The following is a 25,892-nucleotide window of genomic DNA, read 5'->3' on the forward strand; positions in this document are numbered from 1 at the left end:
CTCAGGAGTGCGAGGCGGATTGTTGCGTTTGCCAAACCCGTTCAAGTCCGAATTCGACCATCGCAAAATAGAGACTGAAATAGCGTTCCGCCATGATGAAGAACGAACTGTTGAGTTCGATTACCACATTATTGGTGGTGGTCAGCAGGCCGGATTTTTCCGCCGCCTGCAGAATGCGGTTCACGTGCGCGCGTGAGACGGAGCAGGACTTGGCGATTTTGGCCGAGGAGAGCAGCAGAAAAGGGGCGTCCTGTCGGATGCTTTCGATAAACAGCATCAACAGCACCATGTGGCCGGCATCTTTGCTGATAAACAGCCCTGACTGTTGCACCAGATCGATCAGGTAGATCTCCTTGAGCATCAGTTGCCCGTAGGCGGCGAAAAAGGTGGACAGAAAGCCGGGCGCCGCCAGCAGCGTCGCGATGGGCATCTGTGGCGCCAGCGCCTGATAAGGCCGCGCCATTGAGGCGATCAGCGCCTGGGTTTCCGCCAGCGCGTGCGGCGTAGGCTTATAGCGTAACTGGCGTTTGTCATGCTCACAGGGTTTGACCTCCAACCGGCGCCCGACCCGCAAAAAAAACAGAAAGGAGTCCAGGGAGTTCTCGCTGATCAAATTTTTCCCTTTAAAAAAGGCTTTGATGTCTTTCAGCCCGGCGGCGGGCTGATGGTAATAAATGGACAGGATGGTGGAACAAATGATGAACCGGCTGTTCCTGAAGATGATTTTGTAAAACAGCGGATGTTTCTTGTAGGTCTCTTTCAATAACTCCCCGTGTTTGACGATGGCGGCGTGAAACGCCGGTGACTGCCTGATGATGTTGGCCTGTTTCTCCAGGTGAAACTGTAGCTGGAATCTGCTTAGACTCATTTTCCCTATTTCCTGTACTTAAAAAATGTGCTGCTTTTTATCGTTATGGGTTTGCTGTGTATGACTTGACGATCTGTTGGCCCTGGTCGTTGATGAGGGTGGCCTGAACGGTGATCTGAGAGGGAAGTTCCGACGCTGCAACGTTGTCCAGGTGATAATCTCGCGTGCTGAATGGCGCGGTCATCATGTCGCTTTCTTGCCGCACCGGGGCATCGCGCCTGTCGGTTTGCACGGTGATGCGAGCGAACGAGAGATAAAACGCCGACCGGTTGTGACAGCGCAGCAGATAGCCGCCCGGTGATTTTTGCAGCGTGAACGAAACGACCTTGGCCGCGTTGTCGGCGTTTCCCTTCAGCGCGCTGGGGCGGTAGAAGATTTTCATCTGCGTGTTCATCGCCAGCGTCACGCGCGACGCCAGCGGCGGCGTGGCCGGCCGGCTGGGCGGGATCTCATACAGGTTAAGCCAGAACACCGACTCCCTGTCGGCGGGCAGGCTCGCGCCGGCAAACAGGATCCGCAGCCCTTTCAGCGCCGAAGGCTGCAGGGCGAATACGCTGGGCAGGGTGACAAACGGCGCGCGGGACAGTTCGGGGGCGGCGTTGACGTCGCCGTTATCGACCCAGGTTTGCGCCACGATCGGATAGCCGTTGGTGTTGAGCAGCATCAGGGTTTTTTCCGTCTCGCCTTCGCGGAAAATCACCCGCGTGGCGGAGGCGATGATGCCCGCCTGCGCGCCGATGGAAGCCAGCGCCAGCAGCAGGGCGCATCCCATAATCAGGCATTTCTTTCTCATCATTGCACCTTAACCCAGACGTAGGCCCTGGCGTCCACCTTGCCGGCGGTGACGGTTTGGCCAGGCAGCCGGGCGAGCGTGGCGGTGAGCTGGGTGGTGTAGTGGGTAAACCCCGCCGCGGTGCTGCCGCCGCCGCTGGCGCCGTTGAGCACCGGATACCAGCCGGCGTCGTTGCCCTGCGGGCATTGCCCGGCGCTGCAGCGCGCCCAGCCGACAAAGTTCATCGGCGCGCCGTTGCCGGCGTTGGCGAGCGCGATGCCCACGCCGGTAGCGACGCTGCTGTCGGTGCCGTAGCCGCTGGAGAGCAGGTAACTCACGCCGCCGTTGGCGCTGACCAACCCGAGTCGCTGCGCCGCGACATAGCTTTCATACGGCACCTGCAGGCCGAGGGCGGTATTGTTGCTGCTGACGCCGGACACGGCGGCGTTGTCACATTCGATATTGAGGGTGAACTGCGCCTGTGAGGTTTGCCCGGCGGTCAACTGGCTGACGGAGAGGGTCGGCAGGATCACCAGCGGCGTGACGTTGCGCGCCACGCAGGTGGCGGTATAGGTCAGCGAAGAGATCGGTGCGGTGCCCATGCCCATCGCATTCCAGCGCCCGGTGCCCCAGGTGGCGTAGTTGGTGGCGGAATCGCTGCCGATAGGATCCGAGGCGATGCCGGGCCCCTGAAAGGTGACATAGCCGTTCGGCTGCGTGCAGGTATAGTTCGAATTGCCGGTGGTCGACGCCATGCCCACCAGCGGGTTGCCGGCGCTGTAGCCGCAGTAGTTGCTGGCGCCCGCGCCCGGCAGCGAGCTGATGCGGATCAGATCGGCGCGGATGGCGCTGAAGTCTTTCACCCGGATCTGGATTTTGTTGCCCACGGTGGCGTAGCGGGTAATCGGCGCCGACTGCCAGTAACGGGTAAAAACCTTGCCGGAATCCAGGTGGGTCAAACGGATGCCGACGTAAGGGAAGTAGGTGGCGTAATAGTTGGGGTTGCCGTCCCTGGCGCCCAGATCGTAATAGCCGCCGACGCGATCGTCGCCGTTGGTGGCGAAGACTTCATAAATTTGCCCGACATCGCCGGCATCGCATTCATACAGCACCTTATTGGGATCGGGATAGCGGGTGCCGGAGGTCAGATCGAACACGCTGGTGCCGAGCGGCGTGCCGACGGGCTGCAGATAGGTGCTGGTCAGGTTGACCCGACCCAGCGCCGTGCCCACCCCGCAAGGATCGCAGCCGGAGTCGATCCAGGGGGCGACCCGCGTGCATTGCGCCAGCGCCGCGGGCGCGCCGAACAGCGACAGGGCGAACAGCGCCGGGGCGGCGACCAGATAAGAAATGCGTTTCATCGTCTCTCCTGAGATAAGTTAAACGGGCTAGCGGCACGGGGCGCTGAGCCGTTGGATCGGGCTGTCTTCCGCGACGGGCAGGCGGTAATGCAGCGTGCACTGCTGACCGGGCGCGTCGCCCCAGTTCAGCGTCAGCACACCGGCATTCTGGTCGCTGCGCAGATACACCTGATTGGCCTGGCCGACCATGCCCACGCTGTTCCCCGCCTTATCCAATACGTTGGCGCCCATCGGGATCGGCGCGTTATCGGGCCGCTGCGCGGTGATCAGCAGCGCCTGGCCGCGCACGGTGTTGAAGCGCAGGCGCACCGTGGCGCCGGCGTACGGCGCGACGCGCCGCTGGCCGTCTTCCAGTTCCGCTTTGTCATTCATGCCCTCGGGGTTCAGCGCGACGGTGTTGTAGTGATAGGGCACCAGCGCCGGCGCCAGCGCATAGCCGAAGCGATCGACACGCGCGCCTTGGCCGTCCATCACCTGCGCGCCGCTGGCGCCGGGCGCCTCGATCAGGGCGAAGGTGTCACCGACATACGGCCCTAATGTCACGCCGCCGCGGTGCGCCACCACCGCGCCCTGCAGCGACAGTGAGCCTTGTCGATACTGGCGCGCGGTGGAGAACGAGCCGGTGACGTTGGCGTAGGGCAGGCGGGTTTGCAGGTTGCCGCCCCAGATGCTTTGTTGGCGATCGTCGTCGGTGGTGAAGTTCAGGCCGTAGCTGACTGGCTGCTCGTCACCGACGCTGCCCGACAGCGCAGCCTGATAGTTGCCGCCCTGACCCTGGCTGTGGTTGGCCAGCAGCGAGACGCTGGGGGCGGATGACGAACGCCCGAGCGGGAAGCTCAGCGACAGGGCGGTGACGGTCTGCGTGTTCTGCGCCAGCGGCGCGCTGTAGACGTTGTCCAGCGGCCCGTAGCCGCGGTAGTCGCCGTTGCTGTAGCCCAGGCTGCGGGTGCGGGTGACGGAGAGGTTAAGCGCCACGCCGTTGCCGAAGGTTTTCCCCCAGCCCAACTGGAGCTGATTATCGCGGCCGCGCTGATCGCGGTAGTCCTGGGTCGAGCCGGACATCGTCAGGCTGCCGAACGCGCCCATGCCCTGATTGACGGCCACCTCGAAACGCGAACGCTGGCGGTAGGAGTCGGACTGCCAGCGTTGGCCGGTGACGGCGGCGCGCCGCACGCCGAGCACGTCGCTGAGATCGCGGAAACCTTCGGTGGAGTAGCGGTAGCCGGCGATGGATAAGGTGGTGTCCGTCGGGCTGAAGGTTCGGCTGTAAGAGAGATGCAGCATCCAGCCTGAGGCGTCGCCGTCCGGCAGGCTGGCGTGGGAATAGGTGGTGTCCATGCCGAAGGCGCCCAGTTCGTTGCTGTACACGCCGCCCAGCATCATCGCCTGATAGCCGTCCGCCAGCTGATTGCCGAGGTTGAAGGTCAGGGCGTTGGTCAGGCCGTGCTGCCAGGTCACTTCGCTGAACAGATCGTTGTCGCCGACGTAGCGGGAACGGCCGACAATGGCGGAGTAGCGAGACTGGCCGGGGCGGATGGATTCCGGCACTGCGGCGAACGGCACGGTGAAGGTGCTGACGCTGCCGTCGGCTTCGGTCACCACTACGGTCAGATCGCCGGCGTAGTTGGTGGCGTACAGATCGTTGATGGCGAACGGCCCCGGCGCTACGGTGGTTTCGTACAGCGTGCTTTTGCCCTGCAGCACCGTCACGCGCGCGTTGCTTTTCGCCACGCCGCGCACCACCGGCGCATAGCCGCGCTGTGAATCCGGCAGCATGCGATCGTCCGAGCTGAGCTGAATGCCGCGAAAGCCCAGGCCGGAGAAGAAGTGCCCGTCGGTAAAGCCTTCGCCCAACAGCATTTCGCTGCGCCAGGGCAGGATTGCGCGCTGCACGTAGCGGCGGCTGGTGTCCAGGTGACCGCCGAACTCCCGATCGTAGCGGTAGCTGGACTGCTGGCGGTAGCGCCAGAGCCCGAGGTTGAATCCGCCGTTCAGGTTGGCGTAGGTCGAATCGAGATCGCGGGTTTGCCCCTGCCGGTAGCTGACGTGGTACTGGTTGAGGTTGTAATTGACGAAGGCCATCGATTCGCCGCTGTCCAGGCTGGCGGGGTTGACGCTGCCGCGCGGCTGGCCGTTCAACAGCGCCTGCGGAATGCTCAGATCCAGCCGTAGCCGCGAGATATCGGCGTTCACCGCGATGTCTTTGAGATCCCGGCCGGGCAGCAGGCATTCCGCCTCGGCCGCCGGCGGATTCTTCAGCCCGAAGCGTGTCAGCTGCGGCCGATCGAAACAGGGCAGCACCTGCTTGTCTGCGCGCACGAAGCGAATTTGGTCGCGCTCGAGAAACTGGCCGTTGAGGTACAGATCGATCTGATAGCTGCCGGGGGCGACGGCGTCCTGTTGGTTGAACTGGCTCAGGGCGCTGTTGCTCAGCACGCTGCCGCGCAGCAGCGCGGGATCGAAGGTATAGCCGTCGGCGGCGGCGCAGCCCAGCGGCAGCGCCAGCAGCGCGCAGCACCAGCGCGCGGGCAGCGGCGTCGCCTTGCGGACATCGAACATGAAAACCTCCCTGTCTGGTTTCAGCGCGCGACGTTCAGGGTGCGCGTGATTTCCACCCCATAGTCATTGATGACGCGCAGCGTGACCTGCCGCACCTCCCCGTTCACCGGCCAACTGGCCTGCGAAAACGGCGGGATCAGATCCGCCTGCGGAATGGCGCTGCGCTTCGCGCCGCTCAGGATCGTGGCCTGGCTGACGTTGGCGTAGTAGCCGGTCGGGTTGTCGACGCGCAGCGCGTTGCCGACCTGGCGCAGGCTAAGGCGATCGATGACGTGGTTGGCGTCGCCGGCCAGCCCGGCGGGGCGATAGAACACCTTCAGTCGATTGGTGACCACCAGCAGCAGTTTGTTCTTGTCGCTGTCCGTCTGACGCACGGCGGGCACCTGCAGGAAGTTGAGGTAGAACAGCGATTCGCGATCGCGCGCCAGCGGCTGGCCGACGAACGACAGCCGCACCATTTGCCCGCTGTGCGGATTCATGCGGAAGATTTGCGGCGAGGCGACAAAGGGCGCATCGGCGTTTTCCGGCGTTGACTGCGGGTTATTGATGTCGAGCCAGATCTGCATCAGCGCCGGGGTGCCGTCGTCATTGGTGAACTGCAGCGTTTTTTCCCGCGCCTCGGCGGGGTAGATCACGCGGTTGCCGAGCAGCGTTACGCTGGCCAAGGCGTGGGTGGCGGCAAAACTCATCAGGCAAAGCGACAGGGCGGCCCATCGGCGGGCGGAGCGGGTTATCTGCGGCATAAACGTGAACCGATAAAGGGAGCGAGTCATTCAGCGCCGCCCGCTAAGGAACGGCGCTGGCATCAACAGGTATGGCGCCTGACGCCGGCTTATTTGTAGCTAATGGCGAACTGGGCGGTGGCGATCACCGAACCGGCCGCCACGCCGGTGTCTTCCGCGTAGTAGCGGGCCACCAGATTCTGTGAGGTGGAGGTGGCGTCCTTCGCCAGCGTCATCGCGGAGGTGGTGACGGTCGAACCGCTGGCGAATGACAGCGGCGTGGTGGCGTCGCTGTCCAGCAGTTGAATGGACACCTTGGCCGCATCGCCCGCGTTGCCCAGGTTGCCGTTGGTAGTCGGGTTGTTGCCCGCCAGCACGGTTTTGATCGCCGTATCGCTGGTCGCCGCGGCGCAGCCCGTCACGTTAACGGTAAAAGTGGTGTCGCCGGCGGTGGCGCCTTTGGCGGCGAGTTTGCTGGCGGCGACGGTCGGCAGCAACACGACCGGGTTGGATTGGTTGCCGTTAATATTCACCGAACAGGTTTGCGTGCTGACTTCGCCTTTGAATTGCACGGTATTGGATGAGGCGGCCGCACAGGCGCCGGTGAGAGCCAGCATGGATAATGCGACTAATTTAACATTCATGTGAAATGCCCTTTAATTAACTTTAGAGAAAAGCTTTCCTGACAGTAATAAATTACTGACGTGCGTTTGTTGATTAATCATGTTGCGCAATTGTTTTTTAAACGCGTCGGCAAACATGGATTTTCATCCTAACAAACTAAGAATTTTCCCTATAGGTGTTTTCCGCATGGTAATAAGGTGGTGGTGTGGGTTGTTACATTTATTTTCATTTTCCCTTATGTCATACAAAATGGAAAATAGATCTATATCATTGTGTTGCGTTTTTATTGGGTTGTCAGTTTTTGCTTATGAAATAATTTGAAACATTCATGCCTTTTTTGCGTATTAATCAACGTGCTGACTGCTGCGTGATTATTTGAAAAACATGTTATCAAGATGTTTTATATCGGTGTGCTTTGCAAGCGAATTACCCCAAAAAAGAACAGCGACAAGCTGCCTAAGGTGTGGAAGCATGTTTTCATGCTGATAAGGAGAATTAAAGTGAGAGTGATTTATATCGACGGTTCGTCGTTGTGCCGGTTAGGTATGAAAACATTATTGGGGGGTGGGGTGATAACCTTATCTGCGCCTAATATTAACATCGTTAAAAATATAAGCCCGGCGCCTGATTTAATTATCATGGATTTTCCCCATGAAATCTATCGGTTCGAAGCCTATTTGAGGTTTGTTGACCTTTGCCGCGCTGAATATAAAGACGTCCGGATACTGTTCTTCGTCGATAAGACTTCGCCGCTGATCCTGGCATTTATCGCGGCGGCGCGGCCGGATGCGATTTTGCACAAACGGGAAGCGCTGCGGGTGGTGCGGGAAACCTGCGCGGCGCTAGTCCGCCGTGAAGAGACGGGCGAACGGCGCGTGGTGAGCCGGCATCGGGCGGCGGCGATCACGCCTGGCGAGGCGGCGGTGTTGTGTGAAACCGCCCGTACGGAAGATATCCGCCAGACTGCGCGGCGGCTGAATTTGCACCCGAAAACCGTTTATTCGCACCTCAACAATGCCGGCAAGAAGTTCGGCATCCGTAATCGGGTGGAACTGCTGAAGATGATTGCGCTGCTGTAGCGCGCCGTTAACGGGCCTGGCCTACGGCCAGCCGCCATCGCGTGATCTCATCGGCGCCGGGGCCGGCCGCCAGCGCCAGGTTTTGCGCCGGCAGCGATTTGCCGGTCACGGCATCGACCACGCGCAGGGTGGCGGGGTGGCCAGTCGCACGGTCGACCACGCGCAGCGGCGGCCCGGCCAGCTCGGACAGGTTCCACTTGTCGCCAATCTGGATCATCGCCATCACCAGCAGCCCGAGATCTTTTCCCTTCTCCGTCGGAAGATACTCGTAGCGATCGGGGCGCGTCTGGTATTGCCGCTTTTCGATAAGGCCGCTGCCTTCCAGCGCCTTGAGCCGATCGGCCAACGTGTTGTTGGTGATGCCGGTCGATTGGCGCAGATCGTCATAGCGCGAGAGCCCCAGCAACAGATCGCGCATGAGAATCGCGCCCCAGCGATCGCCCAATGCCGACAGCACGTGGGCCACCGAGCACGTCATACCTTCAAACCCTTTTGCTTTCACGTTGCCTTGCCTCCGTTTGCCGCCCTAATGCGGATAATTTTATCGCCTCGGCTTGATAACTTCAATGATTGGAGTTATTACTCTTATTATTGGAGTTTTGTTTGACATAGGCTGCCGGCCAGAACGATTGTCGATACCCCGCAGCTTTACCGAGGAGATAACGCGATGCCACTGTGGCAGATTTACCACCCTGAACCGGCTTTCAGCGCCGCCGATAAACGCGCGATTGCGCAGAAGGTCACTGCCCTGTACCAGGACTTTTTGCCGCGCTTCTACGTCAACGTTTTCTTCCAAGCGCTGCCGCCCGGCACGGCGTATCTTGGCGGCGAACCGGCTGATGACTTCGTGCGGGTGACCATCGACCATATTGCGCGCGCCATGGACAACGACGCAGAGCAGCAGCAATTCCTTGCGGCCTGCACCCGCATCCTGCAACCCTACCTTGCCGCGCGCGGGTTGCGCTGGGAGCTGCACGTGGACGAAACGCCGTTCTCGCTGTGGACTATCGAAGGCTTGAAGCCCCCGGCGCCGGGAACGACGGCGGGGGAGAAATGGCGCAGCGAGAACCGGCCTTCGGTGTGGGAGGGGGATAACCGCGAGAAATGGACATAATGAGCAACGGTAAACGCTTGTGGACTATGAAATAATGCGTACTGTATCTGCCGAAAGAAATTGAAAGGCAACCTCCAAGAGGCTGTTTTTCGGAAGTGTTAGAATGGATAAAAATGTCGCTTGCAGGGAGAAGCCATGTCTCATTCATCAGCGAGGAAAAAAGTGTTGAATACGGCAATGCCGCTGGCACAGAGAGCGTCTCACGCGCGCAGTTGTGCTAACCATGTGGCGAACCGATTGGGAATGACTCGCAGTGAGCTTCTAATAAAAGTTGAGAAAGAGTCAGGCTCAAATCTGGAATCACCGTTAACTGAAGAAGAGCTGATGAACGCATTCAACTATATGGAAAGCCTTTAGGATTAGGCCGCTTTAAGCCGCACAAACATCTAATATTGAGCGTTCAGATTGGAAAAGAGGCCAGTACCGTTCTTTAAGCATTGATCATGGGATCGGATACTTTAACTCTATTTCAGGCGCATCAGCTAAATACCTGCCAGAGCGGGCCATTAAATAGCCGGCAATCTCTTCGGTTGTCAGGTCAACATGGAACATATCAGGATCCTGGAACCATTCATCCGGCCAAAAAATGAGGTCTGATGGATTGCCATCAAAATTTTTCTCAAGCAGTGCAAGAGCGAAATTTTGTTCGGATGCCTTACTTTTGGCATCAGACACACAGCGAAGTGTTTGAACCAATTCATCCCAGGTAAAATCCGCATAGAATTTTTCCAGATTGAAAGCCATGCGGGTGAACTCCCTGGCACTGGTCCAGGAGGAGAAATCTCTGAAATCTGAAAACGCATAGGGGCATGCAACCTGGCTGTTCCATTCGACTATCATTGCTTCTAAAACGGAATCTTGTTCGTCAAAACCTTCGTCAATTCTTGAAAGTATCTGCTTAGCTTTGTTTGCCAGCTCATTGATCTTTTTGCTACTGACTTTTGTGGGTCTCATTCGGTCAGGTAGAGGCATCGCTAGAATCCTTATCTAACTCACTAATTAACCAAAGATTGTGAAGTCATCTTAATACAGATATTAAAGTATTGAATAGCAGAAAATTTAATCATTCTGGATGAGGGGCCTACTGAATAAAACTGTCCGTTGCTCATCGTAACGTTCAGTACGTTGCACTTTTAACATTAGATTCTTATCCAGAGCGCTAACACGCAGAATCGAGAGACAAAAAAATCCACGCCGAAGCGTGGATTTTTCCGTTTCCGGCAGCGGAGAAATACGCTGCGGGGAAGGGATTAGACGTTGAACAGGAAGTTCATCACGTCGCCGTCTTTGACGATGTAGTCTTTACCTTCTGAGCGCATTTTGCCGGCTTCTTTGGCGCCTTGTTCACCCTTGTAGGTGATGAAGTCGTCGAAGGCGATGGTTTGCGCGCGGATAAAGCCTTTCTCGAAGTCGGTGTGGATCTTGCCGGCCGCCTGCGGGGCGGTGGCGCCGACCGGGATGGTCCAGGCGCGCACTTCTTTCACGCCGGCGGTGAAGTAGGTCTGCAGGTTCAGCAGCTCGTAACCGGCGCGGATCACGCGGTTCAGGCCCGGCTCTTCCAGACCCAGCTCGGCCATGAATTCGTCGCGCTCTTCGTCTTCCAGCTCGGCGATGTCGGATTCCACGGCGGCGCACACGGCGACCACCACGGAGCCTTCGGCGTCGGCGATTTTACGCACGGTGTCCAGGTACGGGTTGTTCTCGAAGCCGTCTTCGTTGACGTTGGCGATGTACATGGTCGGCTTCAGCGTCAGGAAGCTCAGGTATTTGATCGCCGCCTTGTCTTCCGCGGTCAGATCCAGCGCGCGCAGCATGCCGGCGTTTTCCAGGTGCGGCAGGCATTTCTCCAGCGCCGCCAGCTCGGCCTTGGCGTCTTTGTCGCCGCCTTTGGCTTTCTTCTGCACGCGGTGGATGGCGCGCTCGCAGGTGTCCAGGTCAGACAGCGCCAGCTCGGTGTTGATGACGTCGATGTCTTCGGCCGGATCGACCTTGTTGTTGACGTGGATGATGTTGTCGTTCTCGAAGCAGCGCACCACGTGGCCGATGGCTTCGGTTTCGCGGATGTTGGTCAGGAACTGGTTGCCCAGGCCTTCACCCTTGGACGCGCCTTTCACCAGGCCGGCGATGTCGACGAATTCCATGGTGGTCGGCAGAATGCGCTGCGGCTTGACGATCTCGGCCAGCTTATCCAGACGCGGATCGGGCATCGGCACCACACCGGTGTTCGGTTCAATGGTGCAGAACGGGAAGTTGGCTGCTTCAATGCCCGCTTTGGTCAACGCGTTGAACAGGGTGGATTTGCCTACGTTAGGCAGGCCGACGATACCGCATTTGAATCCCATGTTGTAATCACCTTAAATATCTTAACTATCAGCTGGTTAGGTTTAACCGACTGCATAAAGGGCAAAATAATGCCGCCATTATACACGTAATGGGCGTTTATCTCGATCAGACTTGCTTGGCGGGGGGGAGCGCAGCGCGGGCGACCGGTTTTTGATTGAGATTTGGATCACATTTACCCATACTGGCCGTTTCGATTAACCGACAGGAAACGCGCCGGATGTATTTCTTGCCTACGCCACCCTGAGCTGTGCCCGCCTGCACTCTGCCGCGCCTTGCGGTACCCCATACCCGCTACGCGGGGAGATGATGTCATCTGTCATAAGTGAATAATGCATGTTTAACCTGAGTAACGTCAGGATCGCGGACGTTAAAAATGAAGTCCTGGCGGGCTTTGTGGTGGCGGTTTCGATGATCCCCGAGGCGGTTGGCTTTTCGCTGGTCGCCGGTCTTTCGCCGATCGTCGGTTTGCATACCGCGTTTATTATCGGCCTGGTCACGGCGCTGTTCGGCGGCAAGCCGGGCATGGTTTCCGGCGCCGCCGGCTCCATTGTGGTGGTGCTGATGAGTCTGGCGGCGCAGTACGGCATGGGTTACGTGCTGTGGGCCACGCTGTTTGCCGGGGGGATCCAAATTCTGATCGGCGCCTTCCGGTTGGGCAAGTTCATTCGGCTGGTGCCGCTGCCGGCGATCCACGGCTTCGTCAACGGTCTGGCGATTGTCATCATGCTGGCGCAGCTGAAGATGATCGCCGGGCAGGGCCCGCTGATGTACGGCCTGGTGGCGCTGGCGATTGCGGTGGTGGTGCTGTTCCCGCGCCTGACCAAAGCCATTCCGTCTTCGCTGGCGGCGCTGCTGGTGGTCTCGGCGTTGGCGATCGGCCTCAACCTGCACACGCTGCGCGTGGGCGACCTGGCGGACATTTCCGGCGCGCTGCCGCACTTCAGCCTGCCGACGGCGCCGTTTACCCTGGAGATGGTGCGGGTGGTGCTGCCCTATGCGGTGGTGATCGCCTTGGTCGGTTTGATTGAATCGCTGCTGACCATGACGGTGCTGGATGAAATGGGCGGCAAGAAGGGCAACGGCAACCGCGAGAGTATCGCGCAGGGCGCCGGTAACGCGGTATGCGGCCTGTTCGGCTGCTTCGCCGGCTGCGCGATGATCGGCCAGTCGATCATCAACTTCACCTCGGGCGGTCGCGGGCGCATCTCCGGCACGGTAGGCGCCATCCTGCTGATCCTGTTCGTGGTCAGCCTGTCGCGCTATATCGGCCTGCTGCCGGTGGCGGCGCTGGCCGGGGTGATGCTGGTGGTGTGTTACAACACCTTCGAGTGGAGCTCGCTGCGTCGCTTGCGCCGCATGCCGAAGGCGGACGCGCTGGTGATGGTCGCCGTCACGCTGATCACCATCTTTACCGATCTGGCGGTGGCGGTGATCAGCGGGGTGATTATTTCGGCGCTGGTGTTCGCCTGGCAGCAGGCGCGCATCCGCGTGCGTCAGCGGCAGGTAACGGGCGAGGTGGCGGTGTATCAACTGGATGGCCCGCTGTTCTTCGGCTCTGCTGCGGCTTTCGCCGAGCTGTTCGACCCGCAGAGCGATCCGCAGAGCGTGGTGCTGGATTTTGCCGGCACCCGGGTGATGGATTCCAGCGGCGTAGAGGCGATCGATAAGCTGACGGCGCGCTATCTGGCGGCGGGGAAAAGCATTCGTCTGCGCCACCTGAGCGCTGACTGCGTGCGCCTGCTCAAGCGCGCCGGGCCGTTCTGCAGCCATGAGCTGGACGATCCGCAGTATTATGTGGCGGAAGAGGGCTTCACCGCCGATGAGCGCCGCGTGGGCGAGGAGACCTTCAACCCGCGCGGCTAAAAGCAGGCAGCGGGCAGGGCGCCCGCTGCGGCAAGGTTCAGGCCTGCGCCTTGAAGCTGTGCAGGCGCTGAACGGTTTTTTCCAGCCCGTCCTTCATCAGCATCTCGGTGCAGCGCAGCGATTCGTCGATCGCTTCGTCGATCATCTTCTGCTCGCCGGCCGGCGGCTTGCCGAGCACGAAGCCCACCACCTTGTTCTTGTCGCCCGGATGGCCGATGCCGATGCGCAGGCGGTAGAAGTTCGGGTTGTTGCCGAACTTGTTCTGGATGTCTTTCAGGCCGTTGTGGCCGCCGTTGCCGCCGCCGAGCTTGATTTTGGCCACGCCGGGCGGCAGATCCAGCTCGTCGTGCGCCACCAGGATCTCGTTGGGTTCGATGCGATAGAAATTGGCCATCGCCAACACCGCTTTGCCGCTCAGGTTCATGAAGGTGGTCGGCACCAGCAGGCGCACGTCGTTGCCCGCCAGGTTCAAACGGGCGGTGTAGCCGAAGAACTTGCTCTCTTCTTTTAACTGCTGATTGTGGCGCTGGGCCAGCAGATCGACGTACCAGGCGCCGGCGTTGTGGCGTGTCTGGGCGTATTCCGCGCCCGGGTTGGCGAGGCCGACTATCAATTTAATACTGCTCACTGGGAGATTCGCTATGATCAGGGTAATGGAAAGGGCCTTAGTCTACCTGTCGGGGCGGTGAATGACAAAACCCGATCTCTGCCGTCACCTTAGGTAAGAAAGGCGAGTGATTCATTAGCTGAATAATTCAATTTGTCCGCTAATTTTCAGCGCCGTGTTAAGAAGTGTCAATAATTCTTTACCATTTGTGATCGCCTCCGCAATCCCCTTGCCGCAACAGGGACTATACTTAACTTATCAAAGTGGGTTAACAAGTTGCAGCGTTATCCCGGTTGGCACATGGCAATCATGGAGGTGGCATATGAAACGTAGAAGCGCGGACAGAGTGGGCAACTTTTTTATGGGGCTGGGGCTGGTCGTGATGATCGGCGGTGTCGGATACTCCATTATTGCTGAAGTATCCCAGTTCAATCTGCCGCAGTTTTTCGCCCACGGCGCCATCATGAGCATCTTCGTCGGCGCGCTGTTGTGGCTGGTGGGCGCGCGTATCGGCGGCCGCGAGCAGGTGGCGGATCGCTACTGGTGGGTAAAACACTTTGATAAACGGTGCCGCAACGATCAACATCGTTCGTCGCATTGATTAAAAAAGCAGAAGGGAAGCAAGAGCAGGGCAAGGGAACATCTGCCGTGCATTAAGGTTTGAGGTCATGTCGGACTACGAGTAGAAAACCCGTTGTTGCTCACGCACCAACGGGTTTTTCTTTTTCTGCTGTCGAGCGCGCTATCTTTCCGGCGCAGTGGGCGCCGCACCGGAAAGATGACGGATCAATGCTCGAACATCGCAGAGATCGACTCTTCGTTGCTGATGCGGCGGATGGCTTCAGCCAGCATGCCGGACAGGGTCAGAGTGCGAACGTTTTTCAGTGCCTTGATTTCCGGCGACAGCGGAATGGTGTCGCAGACGATCACTTCATCAATCACCGAGTTCTTGATGTTGTCCACGGCGTTGCCGGAGAAGATCGGGTGCGTCGCGTAGGCGAATACGCGCTTGGCACCGCGTTCTTTCAACGCTTCAGCCGCTTTACACAAGGTGCCGCCGGTGTCGATCATGTCGTCGACCAGCACGCAGTCGCGGCCTGCCACGTCACCGATGATGTGCATCACCTGAGAAACGTTCGCGCGCGGGCGGCGTTTGTCGATGATGGCCATATCGGTGTCGTTCAGCAGTTTGGCGATGGCGCGGGCGCGCACGACGCCGCCGATGTCCGGGGAAACCACGATCGGGTTTTCCAGGTTCTGCTGCAGCATGTCTTCCAGCAGGATCGGGCTGCCGAACACGTTGTCTACCGGTACGTCGAAGAAGCCTTGAATCTGCTCAGCATGCAGATCCACCGTCAGAACGCGGTCAACCCCTACGCTGGAGAGGAAATCGGCGACAACCTTGGCGGTGATTGGCACACGCGCGGAACGCACGCGGCGATCCTGGCGGGCATAGCCGAAGTAAGGGATAACGGCGGTAATACGACCTGCGGAGGCGCGACGCAGGGCGTCGACCATCACAACCAGTTCCATCAGGTTGTCGTTGGTCGGGGCACAGGTGGACTGGATGATGAAAATATCACCGCCGCGTACATTTTCGTTGATTTGCACGCTCACTTCGCCGTCGCTAAAACGACCTACAGCGGCGTCACCAAGGCTGGTGTACAAACGGTTGGCAATACGTTGTGCTAGTTCCGGGGTGGCGTTACCAGCAAAAAGCTTCATATCAGGCACGAGAAGAACCTCAGGCTTGCGTCCAGAGAAGATATTGTCATGCGACATCGCCAAGGGGCAGTCGGCGACGCCGGCGCAATATACATACGGGTATGTAAAACTAAAATTGAGACCGCAGGCAGCGCAGGGATAACAGGGCCAGGTGTGCATGACCCTGCGCAGCGAAACGTTGAGCTACGACTCAAACCGCCCGGAACGAATGCGATGTAGTGGGGAGACGTTAACGCCGCGCGCTACAAAACCACACAACCACTCCGGGGCTTGATTTAACACCTGACGGGCGGCGATTTCTGTGTCGAATTCAGCAAACACACAAGCACCTGTGCCAGTCAGGCGTGACGGGGCGTATTCTAACAGCCATGAAAGAAGCTGTTCAACCTCGCGAAAACGTTTTCTTGCGATCGGTTCGCAATCATTTGCGTACGGCGCCTGCAACAGCTCACTTAAGGAGCGAACCGGGGTGTTTCTTTTTAATTCGGGGTCGCCGAAGATAACCGGCGTCGGGATGCCGACGCCGGGATGCGCCACCAGATACCATTTTTCCTGCGGCTCGGCCGGCTGCAGACGCTCGCCGATGCCTTCGGCGAAGGCGGCGTGGCCGCGCACGAACACCGGCACGTCGGCGCCGAGGCTGAGCCCCAATGCAGCCAGTTGGTCGTCGCCAAGACCGCAGCGCCACAGTTCGTTCAGCGCCACCAGCACGGTGGCGGCGTTGGAGGAGCCGCCGCCCAAACCGCCGCCCATCGGCAGGCGCTTGTCGATGCTGATGTCGGCGCCGCGCGGCGCGGTCTGCAGACCCTGTTCATCACAATAGCGCTGCAGCAGGCGGGCGGCGCGCACGATCAGGTTCTGCTCGTCCGGCACGCCGTCGACCGGCGTCAGCAGGTTAATGCGATCGTCCTGGCGCGGGTCAATGGTCAGGGTGTCGCCGTAGTCCAAAAACTGGAACAGCGTTTGCAGCAGGTGATAGCCGTCTTCACGACGGCCGGTGATGTACAGAAACAGGTTGAGTTTCGCGGGGGAGGGCCACTGGCGGATCATTTGAGCGTCCAGTTATCCATTTTCAGCTTGATGCGCTGGTCGCCCTGCTGCAGCTCCAGACGGTTCGGCAGCGTCGGCTGCACCTCGGTGCTGTAGCTCTGGTAATCCACTTTCCAGGTCTGGCCGCCTTGCTGGTAGGTCAGTTTGCTCAGTCGATATTGGTCATCCAGCGCAAAATCGCTGGCTTCGCCCGGCAGGCCGACCATCCACTGGCGCAGGTTGTTCAGCGGGATCGCCATGCCGGTCAGCTTGCGGATCATCTCTTCGGGGTTGTCGCTGACGTAGCGTTTGCCCTGGTTGTCGGTCAGCTGCACCACGTTTTTCTGTACGTTGAGATCCATTTCCGTGCTGCCCAGCGGGTTAGTCAGCAGCAGGCGGTAGCGCTCCGGCGAAAACTGTTGCCAGAAGAAGCGGGCATAGACTTTTTTCTGATCAGACAAGTAGGCGAAAGAGCCGCGGGTCTGATAGGTGCTAAGCTGCTGCACCGCCTGCTCATGGGCGCGCCACTGCGGTGAGGTCGGGCTGGTGGCCGGGCCGGTCGGCTTGGTGGTGGTACAGGCGGCCAGCACCAGGCTGGCCAGCGGGATCAGACGGAGCAAACTAACTTTGCGTATTGGCATAACTTTTTCTTGTCCTTTTGTCCTTGCGGGCATGCGCGACGAAACCCGGATTCAGCGCTCACGCTAACGGGGCGCCGGCGGCGCGTCAATTTTTTGCTGCATCGCGTTGAATCTTGCCGCGTTTACCGGCGTAGTGCCAACGCGGCGCGCGCGTCGGGGTTGTCATTAAGCGTAACACAATCGCCTGAAGGCGGGGGAGGCGCTCCCGATAAGCGGTGCAGAGTTGCGCAAACGCCGCCGTTATGTGCGTCGAATAGCGTGCGCCTCATCGCAAACTGCGCTAAAATTTAAACAATCAACCTACCCTTTGACTATTTATCCCGCTGTATTTATTACTTATTCATTAATTGATGTCGTCTATGACAGCGATTGAACGGAAGATGCGGTTGTTACTTTTATTGATCCCGCGCATCAAGTAGAATGCCGTTCAACGAGAACCCGTACCAACAGAAGTATTACTCGAAGCAATGACCCTGCTGGCGTTAGGTATAAATCACAAAACCGCTCCGGTTTCTCTGCGTGAAAGGGTGACCTTCTCGCCAGAGTCCATCGATGAGGCGCTGACCAGCTTGCTCCAACAACCGTTGGTGCAGGGCGGCGTCGTGTTGTCCACCTGCAACCGCACCGAGCTGTACCTCAGCGTGGAGCAGCAGGAGCACATGCACGAACAGCTGGTCGCCTGGCTGTGCGCCTACCACAACCTGCGTCCGGAAGAGGTGAAGAAAAGTCTCTACTGGCATCAAGGCAACGACGCGGTCAGCCATCTGATGCGGGTGGCCAGCGGGTTGGACTCGCTGGTGCTGGGCGAACCGCAAATCCTCGGCCAGGTGAAAAAAGCCTTCGCCGAATCCCAACGCGGCCAGTCGCTGTCCGGCGAGCTGGAGCGGCTGTTCCAGAAATCCTTCTCCGTTGCCAAGCGCGTGCGCACCGAAACCGACATCGGTGCCAGCGCGGTCTCCGTGGCTTTCGCCGCCTGTACGCTGGCGCGGCAGATCTTCGAATCGCTGGCCGATCTCAACGTCTTGCTGGTGGGCGCCGGTGAAACCATCGAGCTGGTGGCGCGCCACCTGCGCGAGCACAAAGTGCGGCACATGATCATCGCTAACCGCACCCGCGAGCGCGCGCAATTGCTGGCGGACGAAGTCGGCGCGGAAGTGATCACCCTGCCGGAGATCGACGAACGCCTGGCGGACGCCGACATCATCATCAGTTCCACCGCCAGCCCGCTGCCGATCATCGGAAAAGGGATGGTGGAGCGCGCGCTGAAGGCGCGCCGCAACCAGCCGATGCTGCTGGTGGATATCGCCGTACCGCGCGATATCGAACCGGAGGTCGGCAAACTGGCCAACGCCTATCTGTACAGCGTGGACGATCTGCACGCCATCATTCAAAGCAATCTGGCGCAGCGCAAAGCGGCGGCGGTGCAGGCGGAGTCGATCGTGCAGCAGGAAAGCACCAACTTCATGGCCTGGCTGCGCTCGCAGGGCGCGGTGGAAACCATCCGCGACTACCGTTCGCAGGCCGACCAGATCCGCGCAGAGATGGAGGCCAAAGCGCTGGCCGCCATCGCGCAGGGCGCCAGCGCGGAGCAGGTTATTCACGAGCTGGCCCATAAACTGACCAACCGTCTTATTCATGCCCCTACCAAATCCCTCCAGCAGGCCGCCGGCGACGGCGACGTGGAGCGGTTGCAGTTATTACGCGACAGCCTCGGGCTGGATCAGCATTAGTTTTCTCTATTAACAGGGTTTATTACCACGCATGAAGCCTTCTATTGTTGCCAAACTGGAAGCGTTACAAGAGCGCCATGAAGAAGTGCAGGCGCTGCTCGGCGATGCCGGCGTCATCGCCGAGCAAGACCGGTTCCGCGCGCTGTCGCGAGAATACGCGCAGCTGACCGACGTCAGCCGCTGCTTCCTGGAATGGCGTCAGGTGCAGGAGGATCTGGAGACGGCGGAAATGATGCTGGACGATCCGGAAATGCGCGAGATGGCGCAGGAAGAGCTGAAACAGGCGCGGGCGACCAGCGAAGCGCTGGAACAGCAGCTGCAGGTGTTGCTGCTGCCGAAAGATCCGGACGATGAGCGCAGCTGCTTCCTCGAAGTGCGCGCCGGCACCGGCGGCGATGAGGCGGCGATCTTCGCCGGCGATCTGTTCCGCATGTACAGCCGCTATGCGGAAAGCCGCCGCTGGCGCGTCGAGGTGATGAGCGCCAACGAAGGCGAACACGGCGGCTTCAAAGAAGTGATCGCCAAAGTTTCCGGCGACGGCGTGTACGGCCAGCTGAAGTTTGAATCCGGCGGCCACCGCGTGCAGCGTGTGCCGGAAACCGAATCCCAGGGGCGCATCCACACCTCCGCCTGTACCGTGGCGGTGATGCCGGAAGTGCCGGAAGCCGAGCTGCCGGACATCAACCCGGGCGATCTGAAAATCGACACCTTCCGCTCCTCCGGCGCCGGTGGTCAGCACGTTAACACCACCGACTCGGCGATCCGCATCACCCACCTGCCGACCGGCATCGTGGTGGAGTGCCAGGACGAACGTTCGCAGCACAAAAACAAAGCCAAGGCGATGTCGGTGCTGGGCGCGCGCATTCGCGCCGCCGAGATGGCCAAGCGCCAGCAGGCCGAGGCGTCCACGCGCCGCAACCTGCTGGGCAGCGGCGATCGTTCCGACCGCAACCGCACCTACAACTTCCCGCAGGGGCGGGTGACCGACCACCGCATCAACCTGACGCTCTACCGTCTGGACGAAGTGATGGAAGGCAAACTGGACATGCTGATCCAGCCGATCGTGCAGGAGTATCAGGCCGATCAGCTGGCTGCGCTGTCCGCCGAGCAAGAGTGATGGATTATCAACACTGGCTGAAAGCCGCCGCCGCGCGTTTGACCCACAGCGACAGCGCCCGGCGCGACGCGGAAATCCTGTTGGGTTTCGTGACCGGCAAGGCCAGAACCTTCCTGATGGCGTTCGGGGAAACCCTGCTGACGCCGCCGCAGCAACAGCAGCTGGAGACGCTGCTGGCGCGCCGCGAACGCGGTGAGCCGGTGGCCTATCTGGTGGGTGAACGCGAGTTTTGGTCGCTGCCTCTGTCGGTCTCGCCGGCGACGCTGATCCCACGCCCGGATACCGAATGCCTGGTGGAACTGGCGCTGGCGCGCCTGCCGCCGCAATCCTGTCACTTTCTCGATCTCGGCACCGGCACCGGCGCCATCGCGCTGGCGCTGGCCAGCGAGCGCCCGGATTGTTCGGCTATCGGCGTTGATGTGCAGCCGGAGGCGGTTGCGCTGGCGCAGCACAATGCGCACAAGCTGAGGATCGACAACGTCCGATTTCTACAGGGCAGCTGGTTTGCGCCCGTCGCGGGGCAACGCTTTGCGCTGATCGCCAGCAATCCGCCCTATATCGACGCCGCCGATCCGCATTTGTCACAGGGCGACGTGCGTTTCGAGCCGGGCAGCGCGCTGGTCGCCGCCGATCACGGGCTGGCGGATCTGGCCGCCATCGTGCGCCAGGCGCCGCACTATTTGCAACCGCAGGGCTGGCTGCTGTTGGAACATGGTTGGCAGCAGGGCGAGAGCGTGCGCGCGCTGCTGCAGGCCGCCGGATTTTCCGCTGTCGCCACCCACCGTGATTACGGCGACAACGACCGCGTGACGCTCGGCCAATGGCCGGGATAAGCGCCCCTCATAATAACGACGCCCGGGCCATTTAAGGGAGCATCATGACTGCATACACCGCGTTGAAACATTTCCATTTGCTGACGGTCGCCATCAGTATTACCTTGTTTGTGCTGCGTTTCTACTGGCAGTGGCGCCGCTCGCCGATCATGGGGCGCCGCTGGGTCAAGGTAGCGCCGCACCTGAATGACACGCTGCTGTTCGTCAGCGGCATCGCGCTGGTGGTGACGTTCGGGTTTTATCCGCTGCTGGGTATGGACTCATGGCTGACCGAGAAGCTGTTTGGCGTTATTATCTATATCCTGCTTGGCTATGTCGCATTGGGCAAGAAGACCAAAAGTCAGCGGCTGCGAACCGTGGCGTTCGTGCTGGCGTTGGGCTGTCTGTATCTGATAATTAAACTTGCCACGACGAAAATACCGTTTCTGATGGGATACCTATGAGTAGCATTGCTGATTTTGAATTTAACACCTCGCCGCTGAGCGAAGGGGTGATCCTGGTGTCGCAGTCGGTGCGGCGCGACTTCCCGGCTGCCGACGTGGAGCGAAAGCTGCAACAGCTGGTGGATGAAGCGCGTGCGGCAGTGCCGGTCGATATCACTCAGGAGCAGCAACTGGATGCGCTCATTGAACTGTTCTACAAGACCTGGGGATTCGGCGGCGCCAGCGGCGTGTACCGCCTGTCGGACGCCATCTGGCTGGACAAGGTGCTGGAAGGGCGGCAGGGCACGCCGGTCTCGCTGGGCACCATTTTCCTGCACATCGCCAACGCGCTGGATCTGCCGCTGCTGCCGGTGATTTTCCCCACCCAGTTGATCCTGCGCGCCGATTGGCTGGACGAAGAGCTGTGGCTGATCAACCCGCTGAACGGCGAAACCCTGAGTGAGCACCAGCTGGAAGTGTGGATCAAGGGCAACCTGGGGCTGGGCGCCGAGCTGGAAGACGACGACCTCGATGAGTCGGAGAACATCATGGTGGTGCGCAAGATGCTGGACACGTTGAAGGCCGCCCTGATGGAAGAAAAGCAGCTGGAAATGGCGCTGCGCACCAGCGAAACGGTGCTGTGCTTCGATCCGGAAGATCCGTACGAGATCCGCGACCGCGGGCTGATTTATGCCCAGCTGGAGTGCAACCACATCGCGATTTCCGATCTCAACTATTTTGTCGAGCAGTGTCCTGAAGACCCGGTCAGCGAAGTGATCAAAGTACAGATCCACTCGATTGAGCCGAAACAGGTGACGCTGCATTAATTCAATGACTCCGTGCAGTTTGCAAGGCGACGGTAACAACCTTAACAAAGGCGAAAGCATGAAACAGAAAGTGGTTAGCATTGGCGACATCGACGTAGCAAACGACCTGCCGTTTGTGCTGTTTGGCGGTATGAACGTGCTGGAATCGCGCGATCTGGCGATGAGCATCTGCGAGCACTACGTCACCGTGACGCAAAAACTGGGCATTCCTTACGTATTCAAAGCTTCCTTCGACAAAGCCAACCGTTCTTCCATCCACTCGTACCGCGGTCCGGGCCTGGAAGAAGGGATGAAGATCTTCGAAGAGCTGAAAAAAACCTTCGGCGTGAAAATCATCACCGACGTGCATGAAGCGGCGCAGGCGCAGCCGGTTTCCGAAGTGGTTGATGTGATCCAACTGCCGGCCTTCCTGGCGCGTCAGACCGATCTGGTGGAAGCGATGGCGAAAACCGGCGCGGTGATCAACGTCAAGAAGCCGCAGTTCGTCAGCCCGGGGCAGATGGGCAACATTGTCGACAAGTTCAAAGAGGGCGGCAACGACCAGGTGATCCTGTGCGATCGCGGCAGCAACTTTGGCTATGACAACCTGGTGGTCGACATGCTGGGCATCAACGTGATGAAGAACGTCACTGGCGGCCATCCGGTGATCTTCGACGTGACCCACGCGCTGCAGACCCGCGATCCATTCGGTGCCGCGTCCGGCGGCCGCCGCGCTCAGGTGGCCGAGTTGGCGCGCGCCGGTATGGCGGTTGGCCTGGCCGGCCTGTTCCTCGAAGCGCACCCGGATCCGAACAACGCCAAGTGCGACGGTCCTTCCGCGCTGCCGTTGGACAAACTGGAACCGTTCCTGGCGCAGATGAAAGCCATCGACGACCTGGTGAAGAGCTTCCCGGAGCTGGATACCAGCAACTAAGCGCTCGTCGCCATAAAAAAAGCCCGACTTGTCGGGCTTTTTTACGTTTAGGCGCCGGTGGCCGCCAGCGCTTCCGGCAGGGTCGGATAGAACTGCAAGCGGCCCTCGATCGGCTGCACCCGCGCGCGCGCCAGGGTTTTCAGCGGCTGGAATGGCACGTCGGTGATCACCAGCTTTTTATCCGCCGGCAGCACGTCGATAAAGCGCCGCAGGGCGTTCAGGCCGCCGGCGTCGAGCACCGGCACCGCATCCCACTGCAGCACGATTGTTCGGTAGTCCTCGCTGCGCGCCAGCAGTTCGCTAAAGATGCGCTCGGCGGCGGCGAAGAACAGCGGGCCATTCACTCGCAGCACCAGACGGCCGTCATCGGCGCTCAGTTCGCTTAGCCGCGTCATGCGGGCGATGCGGCGCATAAACAGCAGCGACGCCAACACGATGCCCACGGTAATGGCGATCACCATGTCGAACAACACCGTCAGCGACATGCACAGCAGCAGTACCAGAATGTCGTCCTTCGGCGCCCGGCGCAGCAGGTAAATCACTTTGTGAGCCTCGCTCATGTTCCAGGCGACCATCAACAGCAGCGCCGCCATCGCCGCCAGCGGCAGATAAGAGAGCCATGGCGCCAGAACCAGCAGCGCCAACAGCACCAGCAGCGCGTGGATGATGGCGGACACCGGCGAGGTGGCGCCGGCGCGCACGTTGGCGGCCGAGCGGGCAATCGCGGCGGTCGCGGTGATGCCGCCGAAGAACGGCGCGATGATGTTGCCCGCGCCCTGGCCGATCAGTTCGCTGTTCGAGTTATGCTTCTTGCCGGTCATGCCGTCGAGCACCACGGCGCACAGCAGCGATTCGATCGCCCCGAGCATCGCCATCGAAAACGCCGCCGGCAACAGGGCGGAAACGGTTTGCCAACTCAGAGTGAACGGCTGCCCGCCGCCGCCCGGCAGATCCCAGGGCAGCAGCAGCTGCGGCAAGATAGGCGGGATGCCCTGGCCGCTGCTGCCATCGGCCAGCAGGTAGCTGAAGCGGGAGCCGATGGTTGCCACCGGGTGGTCAAACAGCGTCAGCAGCCCCATCAGCGCGGTGCCCGCCAGCAGCGCCGGCAGGTGGCCTGGCACCCGCAGGCCGAGCTTGGGCCAGAAGATCAGGATCAGCAGCGTCACGGCGCCGATCAGGGTATCGCCGAAATCCAGCGTCGGCAGCGCCTGCAGCAGGGCGTACAGCTTGCCGACGTAATTTTCCGGCGTGTGCGCCAGCTGCAGGCCGAAAAAGTCCTTGATCTGCATGGTGGCGATGGTGATGGCGATGCCGGAGGTAAAGCCGAGCGTCACCGGCAGCGGAATGTACTCGATCAGCCGGCCAAAGCGCGCCAGCCCCATCAGCAGCAGAAATACCCCGGAGATCAGCGTGGCGACCAGCAGGCCGGCCAGGCCGAACTGCTGAGAAACCGGATACAGGATCACTACGAAGGCGGCGGTGGGGCCGGAGACGCTGTAGCGCGAACCGCCGCTGACGGCGATGACGATGCCGGCGATGGCGGCGGTATACAGGCCGTACTGCGGCGGCACGCCGCTGGCGATCGCCAGCGCCATCGCCAGCGGGATGGCGATAATACCGACCGTCACCCCGGCGATAGCGTCTTTCAGCAACCGCGCCAGGTTATAAGGTTCCCGCCAGCAGGCGTCTATCAGCGCGCTGAAGGGGCGAATTTTGTTTATTTCATGGGTTTTCATCTACGGTGCGTACCAAATCTTCAAAAGTGAAAGGAATGGCGGGCCCGATGAGGTCCGTCTTGTCACGTGACAGATACCATACGCCTTTTGTTCAGCGGATTACCAGACCTGTGTCAATTTGGCGCAGGAAATCAGAGAGTCGCCCTTTTGTTCGGCGCTAAATGCCGAAAATAGAGAAGTCAGCCGCAGATTCTGCGGCTGAAAAGGAAAGTGACAGTCAAGGTTTTAACGGTTATTGCAGGTCGGGCAGGGATAAGCCGAGAAAGTGGGCTAAAGTGCTCACCAATAGTTGGTGATCTTCCTTCTGCGGCGCGCCGGAAATGCTGATGCTGCCGACGCAGCCGAGGCCGGTCAGGGTGAGCGGGAAGGCGCCGCCGTGCACCGAATAGTCGCGCACGCTCAGCCCGTAACGCTCCTCCAGCGACGTTTGCCGCTGCTGCAGGCGCAGGCCGATGGCGTAAGAGCTTTTGTGAAAATGGTTCACCAGATTGCGCTTGCGCCGCACCCAGTCGGCAATGTCCGGCGTGGCGCCCGGCATGGCGTAATAAAACAGCGTCTGCCCGGCCAGTTGGATCTCGATGGCGATGCTCAGGCCGCGCCGCTCGGCGGCGGTTTTCAGCGCCGCGCCCAGTTCCCAGGCGGTGGCGGCGTCAAAATGGGTAAAGGCCAGCGTCGCTTCCTGTTCGCTGAGCGCTTGCAGTTCATCGTCGATATTCATGCGGTTCTCCCCCGATAACACAATGCTCAGAGTAGCCTGAAGCGTGCGTCGTGAGATAGACGGCTTGGCGATAAGATAGAACTGCTACTCTATTAATAGACTGTGTATCCCTATGGATTTCAAATTGCAGCTAGGCGCCCAGCGATCGCATCCCCAGGAGCTTACTCAGGTAAGTGACTGGGGTGAGAGCATGCAGGTAACAACGCTGCGGTTTGAAAGACGACGGGTATAAATGGCCGCCGCCGAAGCGGAGACGACAGGGATGCGTTATTCAACGTCTGCACATTAC

Annotated in this window: 26 protein-coding genes; 11 read left to right on the plus strand and 15 right to left on the minus strand. The window is 59.9% G+C overall.

The genetic code is table 11. The annotated features are described in order from the left end of the window. Position 1 precedes the first annotated feature (1 nt). From ACTJJ6_RS02820 to ACTJJ6_RS02845, 6 genes are read right to left on the minus strand one after another with little or no spacing between them, the layout of a single operon-like run. Positions 2 to 868 carry a hypothetical protein gene (locus tag ACTJJ6_RS02820; RefSeq protein ID WP_016928118.1) on the minus strand — a complete coding sequence of 289 codons (867 nt, stop codon included), beginning with the start codon at positions 866 to 868 and terminating at the stop codon, positions 2 to 4. Positions 869 to 911: 43 nt separating this feature from the next. Beyond that, a complete protein-coding gene (locus ACTJJ6_RS02825; protein ID WP_240429836.1) occupies positions 912 to 1,664 on the minus strand; it encodes a fimbrial biogenesis chaperone in 753 nt (250 codons plus the stop codon). After that, the gene (locus ACTJJ6_RS02830; protein WP_016928116.1) at positions 1,661 to 3,001 is read right to left on the minus strand and encodes a fimbrial protein; all 1,341 of its coding nucleotides are present in this window, start codon (positions 2,999 to 3,001) and stop codon (positions 1,661 to 1,663) included. Before ACTJJ6_RS02830 ends, ACTJJ6_RS02825 begins: the two co-directional genes overlap by 4 nt. A gap of 27 nt (positions 3,002 to 3,028) precedes the next feature. Beyond that, positions 3,029 to 5,560: a fimbria/pilus outer membrane usher protein gene (locus ACTJJ6_RS02835; protein WP_440802010.1), complete on the minus strand. Its 2,532-nt coding sequence runs from the start codon at positions 5,558 to 5,560 to the stop codon at positions 3,029 to 3,031. A gap of 20 nt (positions 5,561 to 5,580) precedes the next feature. Next, positions 5,581 to 6,333, minus strand: a complete 753-nt coding sequence (locus ACTJJ6_RS02840; RefSeq protein WP_228009676.1) for a fimbrial biogenesis chaperone — start codon at positions 6,331 to 6,333, stop codon at positions 5,581 to 5,583. Positions 6,334 to 6,392: 59 nt separating this feature from the next. Then, a complete protein-coding gene (locus ACTJJ6_RS02845; RefSeq protein WP_028128040.1) occupies positions 6,393 to 6,926 on the minus strand; it encodes a fimbrial protein in 534 nt (177 codons plus the stop codon). A 375-nt stretch (positions 6,927 to 7,301) separates the two neighbouring features. On the opposite strand from ACTJJ6_RS02845, the gene ACTJJ6_RS02850 reads away from it, so the two are divergent. Next, complete coding sequence (locus ACTJJ6_RS02850; protein ID WP_241005495.1) at positions 7,302 to 7,985, plus strand: helix-turn-helix transcriptional regulator; 684 nt, start codon at positions 7,302 to 7,304, stop codon at positions 7,983 to 7,985. Between the two features lie 7 nt (positions 7,986 to 7,992). On the opposite strand, the gene ACTJJ6_RS02855 is transcribed toward ACTJJ6_RS02850, so the two are convergent. Then, on the minus strand, positions 7,993 to 8,463 hold the full coding sequence (locus tag ACTJJ6_RS02855; RefSeq protein WP_241005496.1) for a winged helix-turn-helix transcriptional regulator: 471 nt from the start codon (positions 8,461 to 8,463) through the stop codon (positions 7,993 to 7,995). A 189-nt stretch (positions 8,464 to 8,652) separates the two neighbouring features. Here ACTJJ6_RS02855 and ACTJJ6_RS02860 point away from each other — a divergent pair, with 189 nt between their 5' ends. Both ACTJJ6_RS02860 and ACTJJ6_RS02865 read left to right on the plus strand, forming a co-directional pair. After that, the gene (locus ACTJJ6_RS02860) at positions 8,653 to 9,099 is read left to right on the plus strand and encodes a tautomerase family protein (protein ID WP_151254695.1); all 447 of its coding nucleotides are present in this window, start codon (positions 8,653 to 8,655) and stop codon (positions 9,097 to 9,099) included. Positions 9,100 to 9,234: 135 nt separating this feature from the next. Further along, positions 9,235 to 9,456, plus strand: a complete 222-nt coding sequence (locus ACTJJ6_RS02865) for a hypothetical protein (RefSeq protein ID WP_075335069.1) — start codon at positions 9,235 to 9,237, stop codon at positions 9,454 to 9,456. Between the two features lie 84 nt (positions 9,457 to 9,540). On the opposite strand, the gene ACTJJ6_RS02870 is transcribed toward ACTJJ6_RS02865, so the two are convergent. After that, positions 9,541 to 10,071, minus strand: a complete 531-nt coding sequence (locus ACTJJ6_RS02870) for a hypothetical protein (protein WP_151254696.1) — start codon at positions 10,069 to 10,071, stop codon at positions 9,541 to 9,543. Positions 10,072 to 10,349: 278 nt separating this feature from the next. Continuing rightward, entirely contained in the window at positions 10,350 to 11,441 is a 1,092-nt protein-coding gene (ychF, locus tag ACTJJ6_RS02875) for a redox-regulated ATPase YchF (RefSeq protein ID WP_004941048.1), read from the minus strand. A 334-nt stretch (positions 11,442 to 11,775) separates the two neighbouring features. On the opposite strand from ychF, the gene ACTJJ6_RS02880 reads away from it, so the two are divergent. Continuing rightward, positions 11,776 to 13,305, plus strand: coding sequence for a SulP family inorganic anion transporter (locus tag ACTJJ6_RS02880; RefSeq protein WP_206195360.1), 1,530 nt, complete (start codon positions 11,776 to 11,778; stop codon positions 13,303 to 13,305). 37 nt (positions 13,306 to 13,342) lie between these two features. Here the strand turns inward: ACTJJ6_RS02880 and pth are convergent, their stop codons facing one another. After that, positions 13,343 to 13,933, minus strand: a complete 591-nt coding sequence (gene pth, locus ACTJJ6_RS02885; protein ID WP_028128042.1) for an aminoacyl-tRNA hydrolase — start codon at positions 13,931 to 13,933, stop codon at positions 13,343 to 13,345. Positions 13,934 to 14,234: 301 nt separating this feature from the next. Here pth and ychH point away from each other — a divergent pair, with 301 nt between their 5' ends. Further along, positions 14,235 to 14,513, plus strand: coding sequence for a stress-induced protein YchH (ychH, locus tag ACTJJ6_RS02890; RefSeq protein ID WP_004941056.1), 279 nt, complete (start codon positions 14,235 to 14,237; stop codon positions 14,511 to 14,513). A gap of 185 nt (positions 14,514 to 14,698) precedes the next feature. Here ychH and prs read toward each other — a convergent pair whose 3' ends face one another. From prs to lolB, 3 genes are all read right to left on the minus strand, one after another. Further along, entirely contained in the window at positions 14,699 to 15,646 is a 948-nt protein-coding gene (prs, locus tag ACTJJ6_RS02895; RefSeq protein ID WP_004941061.1) for a ribose-phosphate diphosphokinase, read from the minus strand. A gap of 174 nt (positions 15,647 to 15,820) precedes the next feature. Continuing rightward, a complete protein-coding gene (gene ispE / locus ACTJJ6_RS02900) occupies positions 15,821 to 16,687 on the minus strand; it encodes a 4-(cytidine 5'-diphospho)-2-C-methyl-D-erythritol kinase (RefSeq protein WP_016928102.1) in 867 nt (288 codons plus the stop codon). Further along, the gene (gene lolB / locus ACTJJ6_RS02905; RefSeq protein WP_004941069.1) at positions 16,684 to 17,307 is read right to left on the minus strand and encodes a lipoprotein insertase outer membrane protein LolB; all 624 of its coding nucleotides are present in this window, start codon (positions 17,305 to 17,307) and stop codon (positions 16,684 to 16,686) included. Before lolB ends, ispE begins: the two co-directional genes overlap by 4 nt. Before the next feature lie 467 nt (positions 17,308 to 17,774). Here lolB and hemA point away from each other — a divergent pair, with 467 nt between their 5' ends. From hemA to kdsA, 6 genes are read left to right on the plus strand one after another with little or no spacing between them, the layout of a single operon-like run. Further along, complete coding sequence (hemA, locus tag ACTJJ6_RS02910; protein WP_049300665.1) at positions 17,775 to 19,037, plus strand: glutamyl-tRNA reductase; 1,263 nt, start codon at positions 17,775 to 17,777, stop codon at positions 19,035 to 19,037. 31 nt (positions 19,038 to 19,068) lie between these two features. Next, entirely contained in the window at positions 19,069 to 20,154 is a 1,086-nt protein-coding gene (gene prfA, locus ACTJJ6_RS02915) for a peptide chain release factor 1 (RefSeq protein WP_016928099.1), read from the plus strand. Next, positions 20,154 to 20,987, plus strand: coding sequence for a peptide chain release factor N(5)-glutamine methyltransferase (gene prmC, locus ACTJJ6_RS02920; RefSeq protein ID WP_049300663.1), 834 nt, complete (start codon positions 20,154 to 20,156; stop codon positions 20,985 to 20,987). The genes prfA and prmC overlap by 1 nt, the downstream gene beginning before the upstream one ends. 41 nt (positions 20,988 to 21,028) lie before the next feature. Next, complete coding sequence (locus ACTJJ6_RS02925; RefSeq protein WP_170913124.1) at positions 21,029 to 21,430, plus strand: SirB2 family protein; 402 nt, start codon at positions 21,029 to 21,031, stop codon at positions 21,428 to 21,430. Further along, the gene (gene sirB1, locus ACTJJ6_RS02930; RefSeq protein WP_016928096.1) at positions 21,427 to 22,236 is read left to right on the plus strand and encodes an invasion regulator SirB1; all 810 of its coding nucleotides are present in this window, start codon (positions 21,427 to 21,429) and stop codon (positions 22,234 to 22,236) included. The genes ACTJJ6_RS02925 and sirB1 overlap by 4 nt, the downstream gene beginning before the upstream one ends. A 58-nt stretch (positions 22,237 to 22,294) precedes the next feature. Beyond that, complete coding sequence (gene kdsA, locus ACTJJ6_RS02935; protein ID WP_004941087.1) at positions 22,295 to 23,149, plus strand: 3-deoxy-8-phosphooctulonate synthase; 855 nt, start codon at positions 22,295 to 22,297, stop codon at positions 23,147 to 23,149. A 47-nt stretch (positions 23,150 to 23,196) separates the two neighbouring features. Here kdsA and dauA read toward each other — a convergent pair whose 3' ends face one another. Together dauA and ACTJJ6_RS02945 are read right to left on the minus strand one after the other, a co-directional pair. Beyond that, on the minus strand, positions 23,197 to 24,885 hold the full coding sequence (gene dauA / locus ACTJJ6_RS02940; RefSeq protein ID WP_049300661.1) for a C4-dicarboxylic acid transporter DauA: 1,689 nt from the start codon (positions 24,883 to 24,885) through the stop codon (positions 23,197 to 23,199). Positions 24,886 to 25,117: 232 nt separating this feature from the next. Next, positions 25,118 to 25,603 (minus strand): heme-degrading domain-containing protein, encoded by a 486-nt coding sequence (locus ACTJJ6_RS02945; RefSeq protein WP_016928093.1) that lies wholly within the window; start codon positions 25,601 to 25,603, stop codon positions 25,118 to 25,120. Positions 25,604 to 25,892 lie beyond the last annotated feature (289 nt).

The organism is Serratia sp. 22278, from assembly GCF_052045405.1.
Taxonomy (GTDB): domain Bacteria; phylum Pseudomonadota; class Gammaproteobacteria; order Enterobacterales; family Enterobacteriaceae; genus Serratia; species Serratia marcescens.

Excerpts from the sequence above, each read along its gene's own strand:
- ACTJJ6_RS02820 (WP_016928118.1), bottom strand. The coding sequence starts at position 868 with ATGAGTCTAAGCAGATTCCAGCTACAGTTTCACCTGGAGAAACAGGCC.
- ACTJJ6_RS02825 (WP_240429836.1), bottom strand. The coding sequence starts at position 1,664 with ATGATGAGAAAGAAATGCCTGATTATGGGATGCGCCCTGCTGCTGGCG.
- ACTJJ6_RS02830 (WP_016928116.1), bottom strand. The coding sequence starts at position 3,001 with ATGAAACGCATTTCTTATCTGGTCGCCGCCCCGGCGCTGTTCGCCCTG.
- ACTJJ6_RS02835 (WP_440802010.1), bottom strand. The coding sequence starts at position 5,560 with ATGTTCGATGTCCGCAAGGCGACGCCGCTGCCCGCGCGCTGGTGCTGC.
- ACTJJ6_RS02840 (WP_228009676.1), bottom strand. The coding sequence starts at position 6,333 with ATGACTCGCTCCCTTTATCGGTTCACGTTTATGCCGCAGATAACCCGC.
- ACTJJ6_RS02845 (WP_028128040.1), bottom strand. The coding sequence starts at position 6,926 with ATGAATGTTAAATTAGTCGCATTATCCATGCTGGCTCTCACCGGCGCC.
- ACTJJ6_RS02850 (WP_241005495.1), top strand. The coding sequence starts at position 7,302 with ATGTTTTATATCGGTGTGCTTTGCAAGCGAATTACCCCAAAAAAGAAC.
- ACTJJ6_RS02855 (WP_241005496.1), bottom strand. The coding sequence starts at position 8,463 with ATGACGTGCTCGGTGGCCCACGTGCTGTCGGCATTGGGCGATCGCTGG.
- ACTJJ6_RS02860 (WP_151254695.1), top strand. The coding sequence starts at position 8,653 with ATGCCACTGTGGCAGATTTACCACCCTGAACCGGCTTTCAGCGCCGCC.
- ACTJJ6_RS02865 (WP_075335069.1), top strand. The coding sequence starts at position 9,235 with ATGTCTCATTCATCAGCGAGGAAAAAAGTGTTGAATACGGCAATGCCG.
- ACTJJ6_RS02870 (WP_151254696.1), bottom strand. The coding sequence starts at position 10,071 with ATGCCTCTACCTGACCGAATGAGACCCACAAAAGTCAGTAGCAAAAAG.
- ychF (WP_004941048.1), bottom strand. The coding sequence starts at position 11,441 with ATGGGATTCAAATGCGGTATCGTCGGCCTGCCTAACGTAGGCAAATCC.
- ACTJJ6_RS02880 (WP_206195360.1), top strand. The coding sequence starts at position 11,776 with ATGTTTAACCTGAGTAACGTCAGGATCGCGGACGTTAAAAATGAAGTC.
- ychH (WP_004941056.1), top strand. The coding sequence starts at position 14,235 with ATGAAACGTAGAAGCGCGGACAGAGTGGGCAACTTTTTTATGGGGCTG.
- ispE (WP_016928102.1), bottom strand. The coding sequence starts at position 16,687 with ATGATCCGCCAGTGGCCCTCCCCCGCGAAACTCAACCTGTTTCTGTAC.
- lolB (WP_004941069.1), bottom strand. The coding sequence starts at position 17,307 with ATGCCAATACGCAAAGTTAGTTTGCTCCGTCTGATCCCGCTGGCCAGC.
- hemA (WP_049300665.1), top strand. The coding sequence starts at position 17,775 with ATGACCCTGCTGGCGTTAGGTATAAATCACAAAACCGCTCCGGTTTCT.
- prfA (WP_016928099.1), top strand. The coding sequence starts at position 19,069 with ATGAAGCCTTCTATTGTTGCCAAACTGGAAGCGTTACAAGAGCGCCAT.
- prmC (WP_049300663.1), top strand. The coding sequence starts at position 20,154 with ATGGATTATCAACACTGGCTGAAAGCCGCCGCCGCGCGTTTGACCCAC.
- sirB1 (WP_016928096.1), top strand. The coding sequence starts at position 21,427 with ATGAGTAGCATTGCTGATTTTGAATTTAACACCTCGCCGCTGAGCGAA.
- kdsA (WP_004941087.1), top strand. The coding sequence starts at position 22,295 with ATGAAACAGAAAGTGGTTAGCATTGGCGACATCGACGTAGCAAACGAC.
- dauA (WP_049300661.1), bottom strand. The coding sequence starts at position 24,885 with ATGAAAACCCATGAAATAAACAAAATTCGCCCCTTCAGCGCGCTGATA.
- ACTJJ6_RS02945 (WP_016928093.1), bottom strand. The coding sequence starts at position 25,603 with ATGAATATCGACGATGAACTGCAAGCGCTCAGCGAACAGGAAGCGACG.